At 67.9% G+C, this 15,823-nt stretch carries 16 protein-coding genes; 5 read left to right on the forward strand and 11 right to left on the reverse strand.

Annotation, left to right across the window (positions count from 1 at the left end; genetic code table 11):
* The first annotated feature begins 159 nt into the window (after nucleotides 1–159).
* Complete coding sequence (locus VF536_RS03005; RefSeq protein WP_331613307.1) at nucleotides 160–807, forward strand: helix-turn-helix domain-containing protein; 648 nt, start codon at nucleotides 160–162, stop codon at nucleotides 805–807.
* 28 nt (nucleotides 808–835) lie between these two features.
* Nucleotides 836–1,555 carry a response regulator gene (locus VF536_RS03010; protein WP_331613308.1) on the forward strand — a complete coding sequence of 240 codons (720 nt, stop codon included), beginning with the start codon at nucleotides 836–838 and terminating at the stop codon, nucleotides 1,553–1,555.
* Nucleotides 1,556–1,591: 36 nt separating this feature from the next.
* On the opposite strand, the gene VF536_RS03015 is transcribed toward VF536_RS03010, so the two are convergent.
* Both VF536_RS03015 and hemE read right to left on the reverse strand, forming a co-directional pair.
* Nucleotides 1,592–3,712, reverse strand: a complete 2,121-nt coding sequence (locus VF536_RS03015; protein ID WP_331613309.1) for a primosomal protein N' — start codon at nucleotides 3,710–3,712, stop codon at nucleotides 1,592–1,594.
* 408 nt (nucleotides 3,713–4,120) lie between these two features.
* A complete protein-coding gene (gene hemE, locus VF536_RS03020) occupies nucleotides 4,121–5,215 on the reverse strand; it encodes a uroporphyrinogen decarboxylase (protein WP_331613310.1) in 1,095 nt (364 codons plus the stop codon).
* Nucleotides 5,216–5,413: 198 nt separating this feature from the next.
* On the opposite strand from hemE, the gene VF536_RS03025 reads away from it, so the two are divergent.
* Genes VF536_RS03025 through VF536_RS03035 form a run of 3 tightly spaced genes read left to right on the forward strand, consistent with a single transcriptional unit; the run spans nucleotide 5,414 to nucleotide 7,549 of the window.
* Complete coding sequence (locus VF536_RS03025) at nucleotides 5,414–6,031, forward strand: LemA family protein (RefSeq protein WP_331613319.1); 618 nt, start codon at nucleotides 5,414–5,416, stop codon at nucleotides 6,029–6,031.
* A 10-nt stretch (nucleotides 6,032–6,041) separates the two neighbouring features.
* Nucleotides 6,042–7,001 carry a TPM domain-containing protein gene (locus tag VF536_RS03030; RefSeq protein WP_331613311.1) on the forward strand — a complete coding sequence of 320 codons (960 nt, stop codon included), beginning with the start codon at nucleotides 6,042–6,044 and terminating at the stop codon, nucleotides 6,999–7,001.
* Entirely contained in the window at nucleotides 7,001–7,549 is a 549-nt protein-coding gene (locus tag VF536_RS03035; protein WP_331613312.1) for a TPM domain-containing protein, read from the forward strand. The genes VF536_RS03030 and VF536_RS03035 overlap by 1 nt, the downstream gene beginning before the upstream one ends.
* Nucleotides 7,550–7,590: 41 nt before the next feature.
* Here VF536_RS03035 and ppk2 read toward each other — a convergent pair whose 3' ends face one another.
* From ppk2 to atpA, 9 genes are all read right to left on the reverse strand, one after another.
* Complete coding sequence (ppk2, locus tag VF536_RS03040) at nucleotides 7,591–8,436, reverse strand: polyphosphate kinase 2 (RefSeq protein ID WP_331613313.1); 846 nt, start codon at nucleotides 8,434–8,436, stop codon at nucleotides 7,591–7,593.
* 72 nt (nucleotides 8,437–8,508) lie between these two features.
* Nucleotides 8,509–9,354 carry a D-hexose-6-phosphate mutarotase gene (locus tag VF536_RS03045; protein WP_331613314.1) on the reverse strand — a complete coding sequence of 282 codons (846 nt, stop codon included), beginning with the start codon at nucleotides 9,352–9,354 and terminating at the stop codon, nucleotides 8,509–8,511.
* 94 nt (nucleotides 9,355–9,448) lie between these two features.
* On the reverse strand, nucleotides 9,449–10,111 hold the full coding sequence (locus VF536_RS03050; protein WP_331613315.1) for a DUF799 domain-containing protein: 663 nt from the start codon (nucleotides 10,109–10,111) through the stop codon (nucleotides 9,449–9,451).
* Nucleotides 10,112–10,131: 20 nt separating this feature from the next.
* Nucleotides 10,132–10,548 (reverse strand): DUF4810 domain-containing protein, encoded by a 417-nt coding sequence (locus VF536_RS03055; RefSeq protein WP_331613316.1) that lies wholly within the window; start codon nucleotides 10,546–10,548, stop codon nucleotides 10,132–10,134.
* Between the two features lie 14 nt (nucleotides 10,549–10,562).
* The gene (locus tag VF536_RS03060; protein WP_331613317.1) at nucleotides 10,563–11,252 is read right to left on the reverse strand and encodes a CsgG/HfaB family protein; all 690 of its coding nucleotides are present in this window, start codon (nucleotides 11,250–11,252) and stop codon (nucleotides 10,563–10,565) included.
* A 210-nt stretch (nucleotides 11,253–11,462) separates the two neighbouring features.
* The gene (locus VF536_RS03065) at nucleotides 11,463–11,879 is read right to left on the reverse strand and encodes a F0F1 ATP synthase subunit epsilon (protein WP_088405913.1); all 417 of its coding nucleotides are present in this window, start codon (nucleotides 11,877–11,879) and stop codon (nucleotides 11,463–11,465) included.
* An 81-nt stretch (nucleotides 11,880–11,960) separates the two neighbouring features.
* Complete coding sequence (gene atpD / locus VF536_RS03070) at nucleotides 11,961–13,373, reverse strand: F0F1 ATP synthase subunit beta (RefSeq protein ID WP_067279183.1); 1,413 nt, start codon at nucleotides 13,371–13,373, stop codon at nucleotides 11,961–11,963.
* Nucleotides 13,374–13,421: 48 nt separating this feature from the next.
* A complete protein-coding gene (gene atpG / locus VF536_RS03075) occupies nucleotides 13,422–14,297 on the reverse strand; it encodes a F0F1 ATP synthase subunit gamma (RefSeq protein ID WP_297530792.1) in 876 nt (291 codons plus the stop codon).
* A 58-nt stretch (nucleotides 14,298–14,355) separates the two neighbouring features.
* Nucleotides 14,356–15,823 (reverse strand): F0F1 ATP synthase subunit alpha (gene atpA, locus VF536_RS03080; protein ID WP_331613318.1); only part of this gene is annotated, 1,468 nt, incomplete at its 5' end.

Genomic DNA, 15,823 nt, shown 5'->3' on the forward strand with positions numbered 1-15,823 from the left:
ATTGCATCTCCTCGGCTCCGGATTGCACCAGAGTTCGCACCCTTCGAAGGCGAGGGATGCCCCCCTCTCCGACCGAAGTCACACCCGATATCACTTTTATCGCTTATAACTGGGGATATTGCCCACCTGCAAGTTTGGTTAATTCGGCAAAATCGACTCATGACTGCCATTGCCCGCACACCCGACGACATGCAAGAGGACTTCAGCACGCGCGAAGTCGCGCAGCGCCTCGGCATGGCCGTCCGATCGGTGCAGCTGATGGTCGACCGCGGTGAGCTGCAAGCCTGGCGCACGCCGGGCGGACACCGCCGGATCCTGCGGACCTCGCTGGACGCCTGGCTGACCGGCCGGGGCCTGGCGCCGACCAAGCCGGCCGACCTGTCGCCCAACGACGGCGTGCCGCCGCGGCTGAAGGCGCTGCTGATCGAGGACTCGGTCCACTACCAGAACCTCGTCATGCTGCTCGCGCAGCAGGAATACCCCGACCTCGACCTGCACACGGCCAACGACGGCATCGGCGGTCTGGTCATGTACGGGCAGCTGCAGCCCGAGATCCTGCTGGTCGACATCCTGCTGCCCGGCATCGACGGTGCGGCGCTGGTGACCAGCCTGCGCTCGCAGCCGCAGTTCGCCAACAGCGAACTGATCTTCGTCACCGCGCTCGACGAGCAGCAACGGGCGCCCTATGCCTTCGCGCTGGCCGGCCTGCCGCTGGTGCACAAGCCGCGGCTCGTGACCGATCTGCCGCCGCTGCTCGGCGCCGCCATCCAGCGCATCCAGGCCCGTCAGCCGCAGTTCGCCGGTTGAATCCGGAGGAAATCGGCGGGTTTTGATCATGGCGTCCCGTGTCCGGGTCCTCCTGGTGGAGGACGACCCCACCCTGCAGCGTTTCGTCGCCATGGCGCTCGAGGACGACGAGGTGCGCATGCAAGGCTGCATCTCCGTGGACGAGGCGCTGCTCGCGCTCGCGACACAGAGTTTCGACCTGGTCATCAGCGACCTGATGCTGCCGGGGCGGCACGGCCTCGATCTGCTGCAGACGCTCAAGCAACGGCCCGAACTGCGCGGCAACGCGCGCCTGGCGGTGTTCAGCGCGGGACTCAATCCGTCCGTGCGCGAACAGCTGGAGGCGCTCGGCGTGACGCGTTTCCTGTCCAAGCCCTGCTCGCTGGGGGATCTGCAATCCTGCCTGGACGGCCTGCGCGACGCGCCGGCGCCGGCGGCGATGCCGTCGATCCACCAGGCCGCCATCGAGCAGTACTTCGGCGGCAATGCGGCGCTGTACCAGGCCTTCCTGGCGCGCTGCCGGATGCAATTCCCGCTCGACATCGCCAGCGGCCGCGGCGCTTGCGAGCGCGGCGAACACGTGAAGCTGCGCCACCTCGCCCACAGCCTGAAGAGCGTGCTGCTGACGCTGGGCCATGCGCAGGCGGCCGACGTCGCGCGGCAGCTGGAACTCGATGCGGAGCAGGCTGCGACGGGATCCGAGGATGCCCTCGCCGCGGCGCGCGCCGCCTGGCCGGTCCTGGAAGAAGCGCTGGCGCGGCTCCTCTGATCCCGCGGCCCGATCCGGGCGCGGGCGCTCCGGGTCCTAGATCGCCAGCGGATCCACGTCCACGGCCCAGCGCGTCAGGCCCTTCTGACGGCGCTTGAGCGCGTGCAGCTCGGGCAGCCAGGCCCGCAGGAAACGCAGCAGCTGCGCGCGGCTGCCGGCCTCGATCAGCATCTGGAAACGCTCGCTGTCGGCCACCCGGGCGATGGCCATGGGCACCGGCGGATACAGCAGCAGGCCGAGCGACAGGGGCAGTGCCTGCGCCGCCGCCTGCGCCGCGGTGAGGAAGTCGCGCGCGGCCTCGACGCTGCGGCCCTCCGCGCGCACCAGCGCCAGGTGCGCGAACGGCGGCAGGTTGGCCGTCATCCGCTCGTGCAGCTGGCTGCCGGCGAAGGCTTCGTAGTCGTGCTTGAGCAGCGACTGGTAGAGCGCATGTTCGGGATACCAGGTCTGGATCCACATCTCGCTCCGGGCGGCCTGCGCGGCGTCGCGCCCCGCGCGGCCGCCGGCCTGCATCAGCAGCGAGAAGAGCCGCTCCGGCGCGCGGAAATCGCTGCTGAACAGCGCGCCGTCCGGATTCACCGCGGCCACCAGCGTGATGCGGCGGAAGTCGTGGCCCTTGGCGATCATCTGCGTGCCGACGAGGATGTCGACTTCGCCTTCGTGCACTGCCGCGAGCTGCGATTCGAGGCTGCCCTTCAGCCGGGTCGTGTCCGCATCGATGCGGGCCACGCGCGCGCCGGGCAGCGCCTGCGCGAGCTGCTCCTCGAGCCGCTCGGTGCCGCGTCCCAGCGGCGCGATGTCCGGGTTGCCGCAGGACGGGCAGGCGCGCGGCACGCGCGTCGTCACGCCGCAGTGATGGCAGCGCAGCGTCCGGTCCTCCTTGTGGAAGACCTGGTGCGCGCTGCAATGCGGGCAGTCGCTCTTCCAGTTGCACTGGTCGCAATGCAGCACCGGCGCATAACCGCGGCGGTTCAGGAACACGAGGCTCTGCTCGCCGCGCTCCAGCCGCTTGCGCATCGCATCCAGCAGCGGCACCGACAGCGCCGTCGTGACGCCCTTCTTGCGTTCGAGCCGGTTCATGTCGAAGAGCCGGACCCGCGGCAGCGCGCCGCCGCCGATGCGCTCGGTGAGATCGATGCGCCGGTAGCGTCCGCCGAGCGCGTGCTGCCAGCTCTCCAGCGACGGCGTCGCGGAACCGAGCACCACGGGCACCTTCTCCAGATGCCCGCGATAGACCGCCAGGTCGCGTGCCGAGTAGCGCGCGCCGTCCTGCTGCTTGTAGGAGGGGTCGTGCTCCTCGTCGACGACGATCAGCCCCAGCCGAGGCAGGGACGCGAAGACGGCCAGCCGTGTGCCCAGCACCAGTTGCGCGCGCCCCAGGTGCGCGGCGAGCCAGTTGCGCAGCCGCTGCGCCGGGGTCAGCGCGCTGTGCAGCGAGACGATGGAACGGCCGGCGAAGCGTTCGGCGAAACGCGCCTCGAGCTGCGGCGTCAGGTTGATCTCGGGCACCAGCACGAGCACCTGCTGACCGCGTTCGAGCGCGGCTTCGGCCGCGCGCAGATAGATCTCGGTCTTGCCGCTGCCGGTCAGGCCCCACAGCAACGCGGGTTGCGGCGCCTCACGACTGGACTGCTCGGCCAGCGCGTCCAGCGCCCCCTGCTGCTGCGCCGTCAGTGCGGGGCGTTCCGGCAAGGCGGCCGGCATCCCGGCGGCACCCTCGATCGCCGCAGCGGCCTTCGCGGCTTCCGCATCCGCCTTGTCGAGCTTCTTCAGCCGGGCCTGCAGCTGCTTGGCGTCGAGGTCGCGCAGCTGCGGCGGCAGCACCGCCAGCGCCAGCTCGCCGATGCTGCGCTGGTAATAGCCGGCCGCGAATTCGACCAGCTTGCGCCAGCGGTCCGACAGCGGCGGCAGCGCATCGAGCGCCTCGCCGACGGGACGCAGCTCGGATTCCGGCAACTGCTCGCCCTCGGGCAAGTCCTGGCCCTCGGGCAGGTCGTCCCAGACCAGGCCCATCACGTCCCGGCGGCCCAGCGCCACATGCACCAGGGTGCCGGGGGTCAAGTCTTGCGGGCCGAGGTAATCCAGCGGCTCGGTCAGCCCGCTGTGCTGGGGCGCCTCGACGGCCACCCGCACGCGACGCAGCGAGGACTCGCTCATCCTGATCGCCGCTCCGTATCGGCGTCAGCGAGTGTCGGTGGGGCCGGAATGGGGCTGGGGGGTCCTGGAGGGATCCCCCCTGCCCCGTGGAGAGCCCGCGCTTGGCCGTCCGCGTACAGCGGCGCCGCGTCCCTCGCGGTCTCCATCGACCATGAGGAAAACGCGCCAAGTGCCTGATTTCCAAGGGTGTTCACAACGGGGCCTGAAGCCTGTGGATAACTTTGTGGGAAACGCCCCGGCTTTTCAGGGGCCGCCGGGATTGCCGCCGCGGAGCCTCGCCGGCGTCAAATTCCGGGGAAACGAGAACTCCCCTTTGAAATCAACGACTTACACGCCCATCGGGGAAAGCCCTAGCTCAGATCCCCCGCATGTGCTGCGTTTCGGTGACATGCACGGATTTGGGGATAACTACGCCGAGGCCTTGCGCAGTTTGCGCGAATGCTTATGCACTTCGTCGACCAGTTCGGAGACGCTTTCCGGCGGCGTGAACTGGCTGATGCCGTGGCCCAGGTTGAACACGTGCCCGCCCCAACCGCCGTCCGCGCGTTGCGGAGCGCCGAAGCTGTCGAGCACCGCGCGCGCCTGCTCCCGCACCGCGGCCGGCGGCGCGAACAGCACGTTCGGATCGAGGTTGCCTTGCAGCGCCACGCGGTCCTGCACCTGCGCCCGCGCGCGGCCGAGGTTCACCGTCCAGTCCAGGCCCACGACGTCGGCGCCGGCCGTGGCGATCTCGTCCAGCCACAGCCCGCCGCCCTTGGTGAAGAGCAGCTTGGGAATGCGGCGGCCGTCGTGTTCGCCCTTGAGCTGCGACAGCACGCGGCGCGAATACGCCAGGCTGAACTGCTGGAACTGGCCGTCGGCCAGCACACCGCCCCAGGAGTCGAACACCATCACGGCCTGCGCGCCGGCTTCGATCTGCGCGTTCAGGTAGGCGGCGACCGCGTCGGCGTTGATCGCCAGGATGCGATGCATCAGGTCAGGACGCGCGTACATCAGGCTCTTGACGTGACGGTAGTCGTCGGAGCCGCCGCCCTCGACCATGTAGCAGGCCAGCGTCCACGGGCTGCCGGAGAAACCGATCAGCGGCACCCGTCCGTTCAGCGCGCTGCGGATCGAGGTCACCGCGTCGAAGACGTAGCGCAGCTTGTCCATGTCCGGCACGGCCAGCGCGTTCACGGCGGCCTCGTCGCGGACGACCTTCTCGAACTTCGGACCCTCGCCCTGCGCGAACGACAGGCCCAGGCCCATCGCGTCGGGCACGGTCAGGATGTCGCTGAACAGGATCGCCGCGTCCAGCGGGTAGCGTTCCAGCGGCTGGAGGGTGACCTCGGTCGCGTAGTCCCTGTTGGTCGCGAGCCCCATGAAGCTGCCGGCCTTGGCTCGCGTCTCGCGGTACTCGGGCAGGTAGCGGCCGGCCTGGCGCATCAGCCAGACGGGGGTGTACTCGGTGGGCTCGCGCAGGCAGGCGCGCAGGAAGACGTCGTTCTGAAGGGGGGCGCTCATGGGGACGGGATTATGCTCGGACCACCTTGCCCTTGAATTCCGGGACGCGGCACACGATATGCCGCTGCGCACATGGAGGATCCGCTGATGACTTCGACACTGTCCCGTCCGCTTGACACCGTTCAACCCACCGTTCGCTCCACCGTGGGGGCCAGGTTGCGCGCCACCGCGGCTGCCGCGCTGATCGTCGGCGCGCCGATGGCGCTCACCGGCTGTGGCTACAACGAGTTCCAGAGCCTGGACGAACAGGTCAATGCCAGCTGGTCCGAGGTGCTCAGCCAGTACCAGCGCCGCAGCGACCTGATCCCCAACATCGTCAACACGGTCAAGGGCGAGGCCAGCTTCGAGCAGGACACGCTGACCAAGGTCGTCGAGGCCCGCGCCAAGGCCACCAGCATCCAGGTCACGCCCGAGCTGGCGCGCGACCCCGCCGCGCTGCAGAAGTTCCAGGCCGCGCAGGGCGAGCTCTCCGGCGCGCTGAGCCGGCTGATGGTCGTCAGCGAACGCTACCCGCAGCTGCAGGCCAACCAGGGCTTCCGCGACCTGCGGGTGCAGCTCGAGGGCACCGAAAACCGCATCACCGTTGCTCGCAACCGTTACATCAAGTCGGTGCAGGAATACAACGTGCTGACCCGCCGCTTCCCGTCCAACCTGACGGCGAAGATCTTCGGCTACGAGACCAAGCCCAACTTCACCGTGCAGAACGAGGCCGCGATCTCCGCGCCGCCGACGGTGAGCTTCGACAAGCCGGCCACGCCCGCCACGACGCCCACGACGCCCGCCCCGGCCCCGGCGGCCTCGCCCGCGTCGAACTGAGGCCCCGCGCATGCGGGCGGTTCGATTCCTGGCGCTGGTCTTCTTCGGCCTGCTGATGAGCGTGGGCATGCTGCCGCGCGCACGCGCGCAGGACGTCCAGCCGATACCTCCGCTCAGCGGCCGAGTGATCGACCAGACCGGCACGCTGAACGCCGCGCAGCGCGAGGCGCTCGACGCGAAGCTCGCCGCCTTCGAGCGTGAGGCGGGTCCGCAGATCGTCGTGCTGATGGTGCCCACGACCGCGCCCGAGGACATCGCCGCCTTCGCGCAGCGCCTCGGCGACCAGTGGAAGATCGGCCGGCGCGACGTGGGCGACGGGCTGCTGATCGTCGTCGCGAAGGCCGACCGGCGCATCAACATCCAGACCTCGAAGGCACTCGAAGGCGCGGTACCGGACCTCGCCGCGCGACAGATCATCGAGCGCGACATCACGCCCGCGTTCAAGGCCGGCGACTACGCCGGCGGCCTGAACCGCGCGATCGACTCGCTGCAGGCGCGCATCCGCGGCGAGCACCTGCCGGCACCGACGCAGCGCACAGCGAAGTCCGGCGGCGGGCACAACATCGACATCGGCGAGATCGCCATGATCGCGTTCCTCGCCGTGCCGCTGGTGGGCGCGGTGCTGACCTCGATCTTCGGCCGCAAGATCGGCAGCCTGTTCACCGGCGTCGGCGCGGGCGCCGTCGGCTGGGGGCTGAGCAACAGCCTGCTGCTGGGCGCCGGCGCGGCGGTCGCATCGCTGATCCTGGTCGGCGTGCTCGGCATCGGCGCGGCGCGACGACGCAGCGCGAGTCCGTCCTACGGCGGGTACCGGCGCAGCGCGCATGGGTCGGGCGGCATCGCGCCGCCGATCATCTGGGGTGGCGGCGGTAGTTTTGGCGACGGCGGCGGTGGCAGCAGCGACGGGGGCGGCTTCTCGTCCGGCGGCGGCGGTGACTTCGGCGGCGGCGGCGCCTCGGGAGACTGGTGATGGAACGACCGAGCGACCACGACGTCCGCCAGACCGGCGACACGAGCCGGCTCGGGCGCTTTTTCCGCCACCGCTTCTGGGACGAGGCCGACGTGCGGCGCGTGCTGCCCGAGGCGGCGCTGGCGCGCCTGTCCGCGCGCGTCACCGAAAGCGAACTGAGCCACGCCGGTGAGATCCGCCTGTGCGTGGAAGCCAGCCTGCCGATCAGCTACCTGTGGCGCGGCCTGACTGCGCGGCAGCGCGCGCTGGCGCTGTTCGGCAAGCTGCGCGTGTGGGACACGGAGCACAACAACGGCGTGCTCATCTATCTGCTGCTCGCGGAGCATGCGATCGAGATCGTCGCGGACCGCGGGCTGAACCAGCGCGTCAGCGCGGCGCAGTGGCAGCCCATCGTCGACGGGCTGCGGCAGTCGCTGCGCAGCGGGCAGTTCGAGCAGGGACTGGTGGAAGCGATCCGTGCCGTCGAGGCCTTGCTGGCACAGCACTTCCCGCCAGCAGCCGGCACCGTGCCGCGCAACGAGCTGCCGGACGCAGTCGTGGTGCTGTAGCGCTCTTTGACTACCTAGGCCGCTGAAGCCCGATTGCGACTTCAAAGGCTCTTGATCGGCTTGAGCTTCCAGCCGAAGCGCTCTTCCTTCAGCCCGCCCTTCACCGCCGGGAACTGCAGTTCCTTCGCCGGTACCGTCACATCCGGCAGATGGTCCAGCAGATGGCGGATCAACGTCAGCCGGCCGCGCCGCTGGTCGTTGAAGTCGACCAGGGTCCACGGCGCCTGCTTCGTGTGCGTGTGTTCGAGCATGCGGTCGCGCGCGCGGCCATAGTCCTCGTAGTGCTGGCGCGCCTCGAGGTCGATCGGCGACAGCTTCCACTGCTTGAGCGGATCCTCGGCGCGTTCGGCGAAGCGCTCTTCCTGCTGCGTCTGATCGACCGTCAGCCAGTACTTGAACAGCAGCAGCCCGTCGTCGACGAGCAGTCGCTCCAGCACGGGGGTCTGCTTCAGGAAGTCTTCCGTCTGCTGCGGCGTGCAGAACCCCATCACCGCCTCCACGCCGGCGCGGTTGTACCAGCTGCGGTCGAAGAGCACGATCTCCCCCGCGGACGGCAGGTGCGTCATGTAGCGCTGGAAGTACCACTCGCCCTGCTCCCGCTCGCTGGGCTTGCCCAGCGCGACGGTGCGGCACTGGCGCGGACTCAGCGTCTCGGAGATCGCGCTGATGACGCCGCCCTTCCCCGCCGTATCGCGACCTTCGACGATGACGAGCAGCCGCTTGCGCGTGTGCTGCAGCCAGCGTCCAAGGTTGTTCAGCTCAACCTGCATCGGCTGCAGGCGGTCCAGGTAGTCCGACTTCGAGAGCTTGCCGCTTTTGCCGGCGCTCTTGTCGCTGCCCTTTTCGTCGCTCTGCTTGCCGCTGTTCTTGGACTTCTTCCCGGCCATGCTGACTCCGTGCAGTGAAGGACGGACCAGCTTACCGCGCATCGCCGCCACTGCGGCGAACGCGGCGGAGGATCAGAGCAGCTCGAGCGTCTGCATCCCCGCCCAGGTCTCGCCCGGCGGCAACTCGATGGGCTTGAGCACCTGCGCGGCCTCGACGCACAGCATCTGCTTCCAACCGCCTTCTGGCATGTCGGCCAGCGCGTCGCCCTTGGCCTGGCCGGGATTCCACACCACGGCGTCGGCAAAGCCCTGCTGGCGGATCGCGACGCGGCGGTCGGCGTCGCGCAGGGTCAGGTCGTGCTTCACGTCCTGGTAGATCCGGTCCGTCTCGCCGTCCAGGCGCAGCAGGTCCTCGTGCTGGGTGCCGGCGCGCTCGGCCGCCGAGTCCCAGTACGCGAGGCCGGACAGCCCCTGCAAGGACGCCGACATGATCTGCGTCAGCCGCAGGTAGGTGTGCAGCGCCGCGGTAAAGGACAAGGGCGCTTCGCCCTTGTTCTCGCAGGCGAGCTCGATCTGCAGCGCGCGACCGGCGATGCGGATGCTGATCTCGGCCTCGAAGGCGTGCGGCCAGACCATGCGGGTGGCGTCGTCGTCGGTCAGACGCAGGACGGCGAGCGAGTCCTCCTTGCCGGACTCGGCGCTGACCAGTTGCCAGGGCTTGCCGCGCGCGAAGCCGTGGCGCTGCAGCGGACCGCGGGTCGAGAACTGCGGAAAGATCACCGGCACGCCGCCGCGGATCGCCTGGCCGGTGGTGAAGGCGCTCTTGGTCGACAGGAAGAGCTGCTCGTCGGCGCCGGCGGGCACCCACGACACCAGGTGGGCGCCGTGCAGCAACAGCGTCGCGCGGGCGCCGCCGGGCGCGCGGAGTTCAAGGGCTTCGAGGCCCTGGTGGCGGGTGATGGCGATCGGAGTGGTCATGCTCAAAAAGAAAAAACCCACCGGCGCGAACCGGTGGGTGGTCGACCCGCCGGCCGCTGAGGGCCGTCGGGTGCCGGGGTTCTTGACGAAGCCCTTAGTTTTTCACAACCGGACGCGCCCGCGGTCCCGGCAGCAGACCGTTGGGGGCGGTGACCAGACGGTTGCCCGCCAGGCTCGCGATCTGGAAGCTGCGATCGGACAGGTTGGCGGCGATCTGGTCCACCACGGCCTTCACCAGCAGACCGATCAGGCCGCCCTGGCTGTTGTTGTTCTGCTCGGCGCTCGACGCGGTGGCCTTGCCTTCCCACAGCAGCGTGCCGGTGCGGAGGTCGATCAGCTTGGCCTGCATCTCGACGACGGTCTCGCTCGACAGCACCTTGTAGACCGAGCCGTACTGCTTCACGCCGACGTACAGCGCCGCATCGGCGCCGAAGATCTGGCGCAGCTTGACGGTGTCGATGTTGTGCGCGTCCGACGGCGTCGTGATGCCGTTGGTGCGCAAGGTCTCATCGACCAGCGTCACCGGCAGCACGTAGTAACCGGCTTCGCCCAGCGGCATCGACAGGTTGGACAGCACGCCGTAGGTGGCGTTCACGTCCGGCGTGTCATTCACCGGCGGCAGCACCAGCAGGGACGCCGGCTTGGCTTCCTTGAACGCGGTGTAGTCGTAGGGCTTGGGCGGCGCGGCGCAGGCGGTCAGCGCGGCCAGCACGGCCACCGCGCCGACGCGCTTGATCAGGGACATCAGGTTCGTCATGGTGTCTTTCTCCTGCACGCTCACACGCCGCTCGCGGCCTTGGCAGGCGCGGCAGCCGCTGCGGCGGCGGTCTTCTCGGAGGGCTTCTTCAGCAGGAAGTCCACGTAGCCGGCGGACTCCGGGAACAGCGCGCGTTCGGCTTCCAGGTGAGCCCGGGCGGCGTCGTCGTTGCCGACCTTCGCGTACAGCAGCGCCAGGTGGCCATGCAGGCCGGGAGGCGTCGCTTCGTTGGCGGCCTTGTTCTTGATCAGCTGCGATTCCAGCTGCGTGATCTGGTCGCCGGGCGTCGCGCCGTTGGTCTTGAAGTACTGGTAGACGCTGCTCTGATAGCCGCTCCACTGGTACAGCGGCTTCTGCGGCGTGCCGCAGGCGGTCAGCAAGGCGGCCACGGCCGCGAGGGCGCTCACGCGGAGCGCGCGGGTCATGCGGATGGTCATGATCGGTCTCCGGTTCAGCGGGCGGCTTGCGGCTTCCAGGCGCCGCTGTCGATGCCGGCGACCATCGTGTTGACGGCCTCCTTGATGGCCAGGTCCAGGACCTTGCCGTTCAGCGTCGCGTCGTAGCTGGCGGTGCTGCCGAAGCCGACGATCTCGCGGGTCGACAGCTCGTACTCGCCGGCGCCCTGCGCGGAGTACACGACTTCCGAGGTCTGGCTGTTGACGATGTTCAGCGTCACCTTGGCGTAGGCGATCTGCTTCTTGCCGCGGCCCAGCACGCCGAAGAGCGCCTGGTCGCCGACTTCCTTGCGACCGAACTCGGTGACCGATCCCGTCACCAGGAAGTCCGCGCCCTTGATGGCCAGGTTGCTGTTCTTGAACTTGGCTTCCTGCTGCGCCTCTTCGAGGTTGTCGCGGTCCAGGACGCTGAAGCGGTTGGTCTGCTGCAGATGCGCGACCAGGATCGACTTCGACTGGTTGCCCAGGCGGTCGATGGCGTCGGCGAACATGCCGCGCATGAAGCTGGAGCGGTTCTCGAACTTGCCGACGGCGATCGGGGCGCGCTGCCCCTGGTACTGGGCCGGTGCCGGCGTCGTGGCGCGCGGAACTTCGATGCTGCGGGACTGTTCGGTGGCGGCGCAACCGACCAGCGCGGTCACGGCGAGCACCAGCGAGGCGCGACGCGCCAGGACGTTGAATGACATGGGGACTCCCTCAAAAAGATGCCGGCTTGATGCCGGCTGCCTCTCCGGTTCGAACCGGATGTGCGAAGTGTGCGTCATCGCACAAAGGCGAATCGGCAACTCCGAAAAGAACATCGGCAGGAGTGCGAGTTTTTCGCAGTCCTGCCGATGCAGTGTGGCGTCCTGGCCGCACCGGGCGACCGGTGAGGCGTGGGGACTTGTGGGGTGGGCTCAGCGCTTGGCGCGGAACTTCCGCAGGGCCGCGATCTGCGCGGCCATCGCGGCGAATTCGCTCTGCGCCTTGGCGAAATCGATGTCGCTCTTGGCGTTCTTCATCGCGTCTTCGGCGGCCTTCTTCGCGGCCTCGGCACGGGCCTCGTCGAGGTCCTTGCCGCGGATCGCGGTGTCGGCCAGCACGGTCACGACGTCGGGTTGCACTTCCAGCAGACCGCCGGCGACGAAGACGAACTCTTCATCGCCGTTGGGACGCTGGATGCGCACGGCGCCCGGCTTGATGCGGGTGATCAGCGGGGTGTGCTTGGGCAGGATGCCCAGTTCGCCGCCTTCGCCCGGCAGCGCCACGAATTTCGCCTCGCCCGAGAAGATCTGCTCTTCCGCCGAGACCACGTTCACGTGGAGGGTTGCCATTGCGTTTCCTTGATCGAGAAGTGAGAAGTCCGTTCGGAGATCGATGGAGCGCCGCTTTCACGGCGCGCCATCGACAGCTCTTTACTGGATCTTCTTCGCCTTTTCGAAAGCTTCATCAATCGTGCCGACCATGTAGAAGGCCTGCTCGGGCAGGTGATCACACTCGCCGTTCACGATCATCTTGAAGCCGCGGATGGTTTCCTTCAGCGGGACGTACTTGCCGGGCGCGCCGGTGAACACTTCCGCGACGTGGAAGGGCTGCGACAGGAAACGCTGGATCTTGCGCGCGCGGGCCACGGCCTGCTTGTCTTCCGGCGACAGCTCGTCCATGCCCAGGATCGCGATGATGTCGCGCAGTTCCTTGTAGCGCTGCAGCACCGACTGCACCGAACGCGTCACGTTGTAGTGCTCTTCGCCGATGACGTTCGGGTCGATCTGACGCGAGGTCGAGTCCAGCGGGTCCACGGCCGGGTAGATGCCCAGCGACGCGATGTCACGCGACAGCACGACGGTGGCGTCCAAGTGGGCGAAGGTCGTGGCGGGCGACGGGTCGGTCAGGTCGTCCGCAGGGACGTACACGGCCTGGATCGAGGTGATCGAGCCGACCTTGGTCGACGTGATCCGCTCTTGCAGACGGCCCATTTCCTCGGCCAGCGTCGGCTGGTAGCCCACCGCGGACGGCATGCGGCCCAGCAGCGCGGACACTTCCGTGCCGGCCAGCGTGTAGCGGTAGATGTTGTCCACGAAGAACAGCACGTCACGGCCTTCGTCGCGGAAGGACTCGGCCATCGTCAGGCCGGTCAGCGCGACGCGCAGACGGTTGCCCGGGGGCTCGTTCATCTGGCCGTAGACCATGGCGACCTTCGACTTGCTCAGGTCCTCCTGGTTCACGACGCCCGCGTCCGACATCTCGTGATAGAAGTCGTTGCCCTCACGGGTACGCTCGCCGACACCCGCGAACACCGACAGACCCGAGTGAGCCTTGGCGATGTTGTTGATCAGCTCCATCATGTTGACGGTCTTGCCGACGCCGGCGCCGCCGAACAGGCCGACCTTGCCGCCCTTGGCGAACGGGCAGATCAGGTCGATGACCTTGATGCCGGTTTCCAGCAGCTCCTGCGACGGGCTCAGCTCGTCGTAGGCCGGGGCCTTGCGGTGGATCGCCGAGGTCTTCTCGCGCGAGACTTCGCCGCGCTCGTCGATCGGGTTGCCCAGCACGTCCATGATGCGGCCCAGCGTCGGCTGGCCGACCGGGACCTGGATCATGTCGCCCGTGTTGTAGACCTCGCTGCCGCGGCGCAGGCCGTCCGACGAGCCCAGCGCGATGGTGCGCACCACGCCGTCGCCCAGCTGCTGCTGGACTTCCAGCGTCAGGGTCGTGCCTTCCATCTTGAGGGCGTCGAACACCTTCGGCATCTGGTCGCGCGGGAACTCCACGTCCACCACGGCGCCGATGCACTGAACGATCTTGCCCACCGATTGAGTGTTAGCCATTTTTTCGTTCCTTCAATTCAAATCTGTTGCCTGCGGTCGATCGCGAGATCAACCGCTGATGGCGGCGGCGCCGCTGACGATTTCCGACAGTTCCTTCGTGATCGCGGCCTGGCGGGTCTTGTTGTAGACCAGCTTCAGCTCACCGATCAGCGTTCCGGCGTTGTCGGTCGCGGCCTTCATGGCCACCATGCGCGCCGATTGCTCGGACGCCATGTTCTCGGCCACGGCCTGATAGACCAGGGCTTCGGTGTAGCGCACCAGCAGCTCGTTGATCACCGTCGGGGCGTCGGGTTCGTACAGGTAGTCCCATGCGTGACCCGCGGCATCCGTCTCCAGCGACTCGGCCGTCAGCGGCAGCAGCTGCTGCACCACCGGCTCCTGCTTCATCGTGTTGACGAAGCGGGTGTAGCAGAGATAGACCGCCGACAGCTTGCCGTCCGCATACGCGTCCAGCAGCGTCTTGACCGGGCCGACCAGCTTCTCGAGCTGGGGGCTGTCGCCGAGCTGCGTCGCATGCGCGACGACCTTGGCGCCGATCCGGTTCATGAAACCGAGACCCTTGTTGCCGATCGCCACCACTTCGGACTTCTGACCCGCGGACTCAACTTCCTTGAGCTTGCCGGTCGCCGCACGAAGCAGGTTGGTGTTCAGACCACCGCACAGACCCTTGTCCGTCGTGACCACCACGAAGCCCACCGACTTGGCGTCCGGGTTCGCCACCATGAACGGGTGACGGTACTCCGGGTTGGCCTTCGAGAGATTGGCGGCGATGTTGCCGACCTTCTCCGCGTACGGACGGGCCGCGCGCATCCGATCCTGCGCCTTGCGCATTTTCGAAGCGGCGACCATTTCCATGGCCTTGGTGATCTTCTTGGTGTTCTCGACCGACTTGATCTTGCCGCGAATTTCCTTGCCTGCTGCCATGATTTCTCCTGTGAGGGCCGGGTCTTGCCTGACTTCAGCGAGACCCGGTCATGGTTGCTTAGGCGAAGGACTTCTTGAACGACGTGATCGCGGCGTTCAGTTCAGCTTCCGCGTCCTTGTCCATCGCCTTGTCGTTTTCCAGCTTCGTCAGCAGGGCAGCGTGCGAGGTCTTCAGGAACTGGTGCAGGCCGTGCTCGAAGGACAGGACCTTCTTGACCTCGATGTCGTCCATGAAGCCCTTGTTGGCGGCGTACAGCGACGCGCCCATCAGGCTGATCGACAGCGGGCTGTACTGGGCCTGCTTCAGCAGTTCCGTCACGCGGGCACCGCGGTCCAGCTGCTTGCGGGTCGCGGCGTCCAGGTCGGAAGCGAACTGCGCGAACGCAGCCAGTTCCCGGTACTGGGCCAGGTCGGTACGGATACCGCCGGACAGCGACTTGATCAGCTTGGTCTGGGCAGCGCCACCGACGCGCGACACCGAGATACCGGCGTTGATCGCGGGACGGATGCCGGCGTTGAACAGGTTGGTTTCCAGGAAGATCTGGCCGTCGGTGATCGAGATGACGTTCGTCGGGACGAAGGCGGACACGTCGCCGGCTTGCGTCTCGATGATCGGCAGCGCGGTCAGCGAGCCGGTCTTGCCCTTGACTTCACCCTTGGTGAAGGCTTCGACGTACTCGGCGTTGACGCGGGCGGCGCGCTCCAGCAGGCGGCTGTGGAGATAGAACACGTCGCCGGGGAAGGCTTCGCGGCCCGGGGGGCGGCGCAGCAGCAGCGAGACCTGACGGTAGGCAACGGCCTGCTTGGACAGGTCGTCGTACACGATCAGCGCGTCCTGGCCGCGGTCGCGGAAGTACTCGCCCATCGTGCAGCCCGAGTAGGCCGACACGTACTGCATCGCAGCGGATTCGGACGCGGACGCGGCGACGACGATGGTGTACTCCATCGCACCGGCGGCTTCCAGGGCGCGCACGACGTTCTTGATCGACGAAGCCTTCTGGCCGATCGCGACGTACACGCAGGTCATGTTCTGACCCTTCTGGTTGATGATCGCGTCGATCGCCACGGCGGTCTTGCCGGTCTGGCGGTCGCCGATGATCAGCTCGCGCTGGCCGCGGCCGACGGGCACCATCGAGTCGATGGACTTCAGGCCCGTCTGCACCGGCTGCGACACCGATTGACGTGCGATCACGCCCGGGGCGACCTTCTCGATCACGTCCGTCATCTTGGCGTTGATCGGGCCCTTGCCGTCGATCGGCTGGCCGAGCGCGTTGACGACGCGGCCGATCAGTTCGGGGCCGACCGGCACTTCCAGGATGCGGCCCGTGCACTTGACGATGTCGCCTTCCGAGATGTGTTCGTATTCGCCGAGAATCACGGCGCCGACGGAGTCGCGCTCGAGGTTCAGTGCGAGGCCGAAGGTGTTGCCCGGGAATTCGAGCATTTCGCCTTGCATCACGTCGGACAGGCCGTGCACGCGCACGATGCCGTCGGACACGGACACCACGGTGCCCTGGTTGCGCACG

This window comes from Roseateles sp., from assembly GCF_036486225.1.
In the GTDB taxonomy this organism is placed as follows: domain Bacteria; phylum Pseudomonadota; class Gammaproteobacteria; order Burkholderiales; family Burkholderiaceae_C; genus Roseateles.

Bases quoted from the DNA above. Each gene is read 5' to 3' on its own strand.
- VF536_RS03060 (WP_331613317.1), bottom strand. From the start codon at position 11,252: ATGTCATTCAACGTCCTGGCGCGTCGCGCCTCGCTGGTGCTCGCCGTG.
- atpD (WP_067279183.1), bottom strand. From the start codon at position 13,373: ATGGCTAACACTCAATCGGTGGGCAAGATCGTTCAGTGCATCGGCGCC.
- VF536_RS03050 (WP_331613315.1), bottom strand. From the start codon at position 10,111: ATGACGAACCTGATGTCCCTGATCAAGCGCGTCGGCGCGGTGGCCGTG.
- VF536_RS03010 (WP_331613308.1), top strand. From the start codon at position 836: ATGGCGTCCCGTGTCCGGGTCCTCCTGGTGGAGGACGACCCCACCCTG.
- atpG (WP_297530792.1), bottom strand. From the start codon at position 14,297: ATGGCAGCAGGCAAGGAAATTCGCGGCAAGATCAAGTCGGTCGAGAAC.
- ppk2 (WP_331613313.1), bottom strand. From the start codon at position 8,436: ATGGCCGGGAAGAAGTCCAAGAACAGCGGCAAGCAGAGCGACGAAAAG.
- VF536_RS03025 (WP_331613319.1), top strand. From the start codon at position 5,414: ATGGCGCTCACCGGCTGTGGCTACAACGAGTTCCAGAGCCTGGACGAA.
- VF536_RS03045 (WP_331613314.1), bottom strand. From the start codon at position 9,354: ATGACCACTCCGATCGCCATCACCCGCCACCAGGGCCTCGAAGCCCTT.
- hemE (WP_331613310.1), bottom strand. From the start codon at position 5,215: ATGAGCGCCCCCCTTCAGAACGACGTCTTCCTGCGCGCCTGCCTGCGC.
- VF536_RS03015 (WP_331613309.1), bottom strand. From the start codon at position 3,712: ATGAGCGAGTCCTCGCTGCGTCGCGTGCGGGTGGCCGTCGAGGCGCCC.
- VF536_RS03005 (WP_331613307.1), top strand. From the start codon at position 160: ATGACTGCCATTGCCCGCACACCCGACGACATGCAAGAGGACTTCAGC.
- VF536_RS03030 (WP_331613311.1), top strand. From the start codon at position 6,042: ATGCGGGCGGTTCGATTCCTGGCGCTGGTCTTCTTCGGCCTGCTGATG.
- VF536_RS03055 (WP_331613316.1), bottom strand. From the start codon at position 10,548: ATGACCATCCGCATGACCCGCGCGCTCCGCGTGAGCGCCCTCGCGGCC.
- VF536_RS03035 (WP_331613312.1), top strand. From the start codon at position 7,001: ATGGAACGACCGAGCGACCACGACGTCCGCCAGACCGGCGACACGAGC.
- VF536_RS03065 (WP_088405913.1), bottom strand. From the start codon at position 11,879: ATGGCAACCCTCCACGTGAACGTGGTCTCGGCGGAAGAGCAGATCTTC.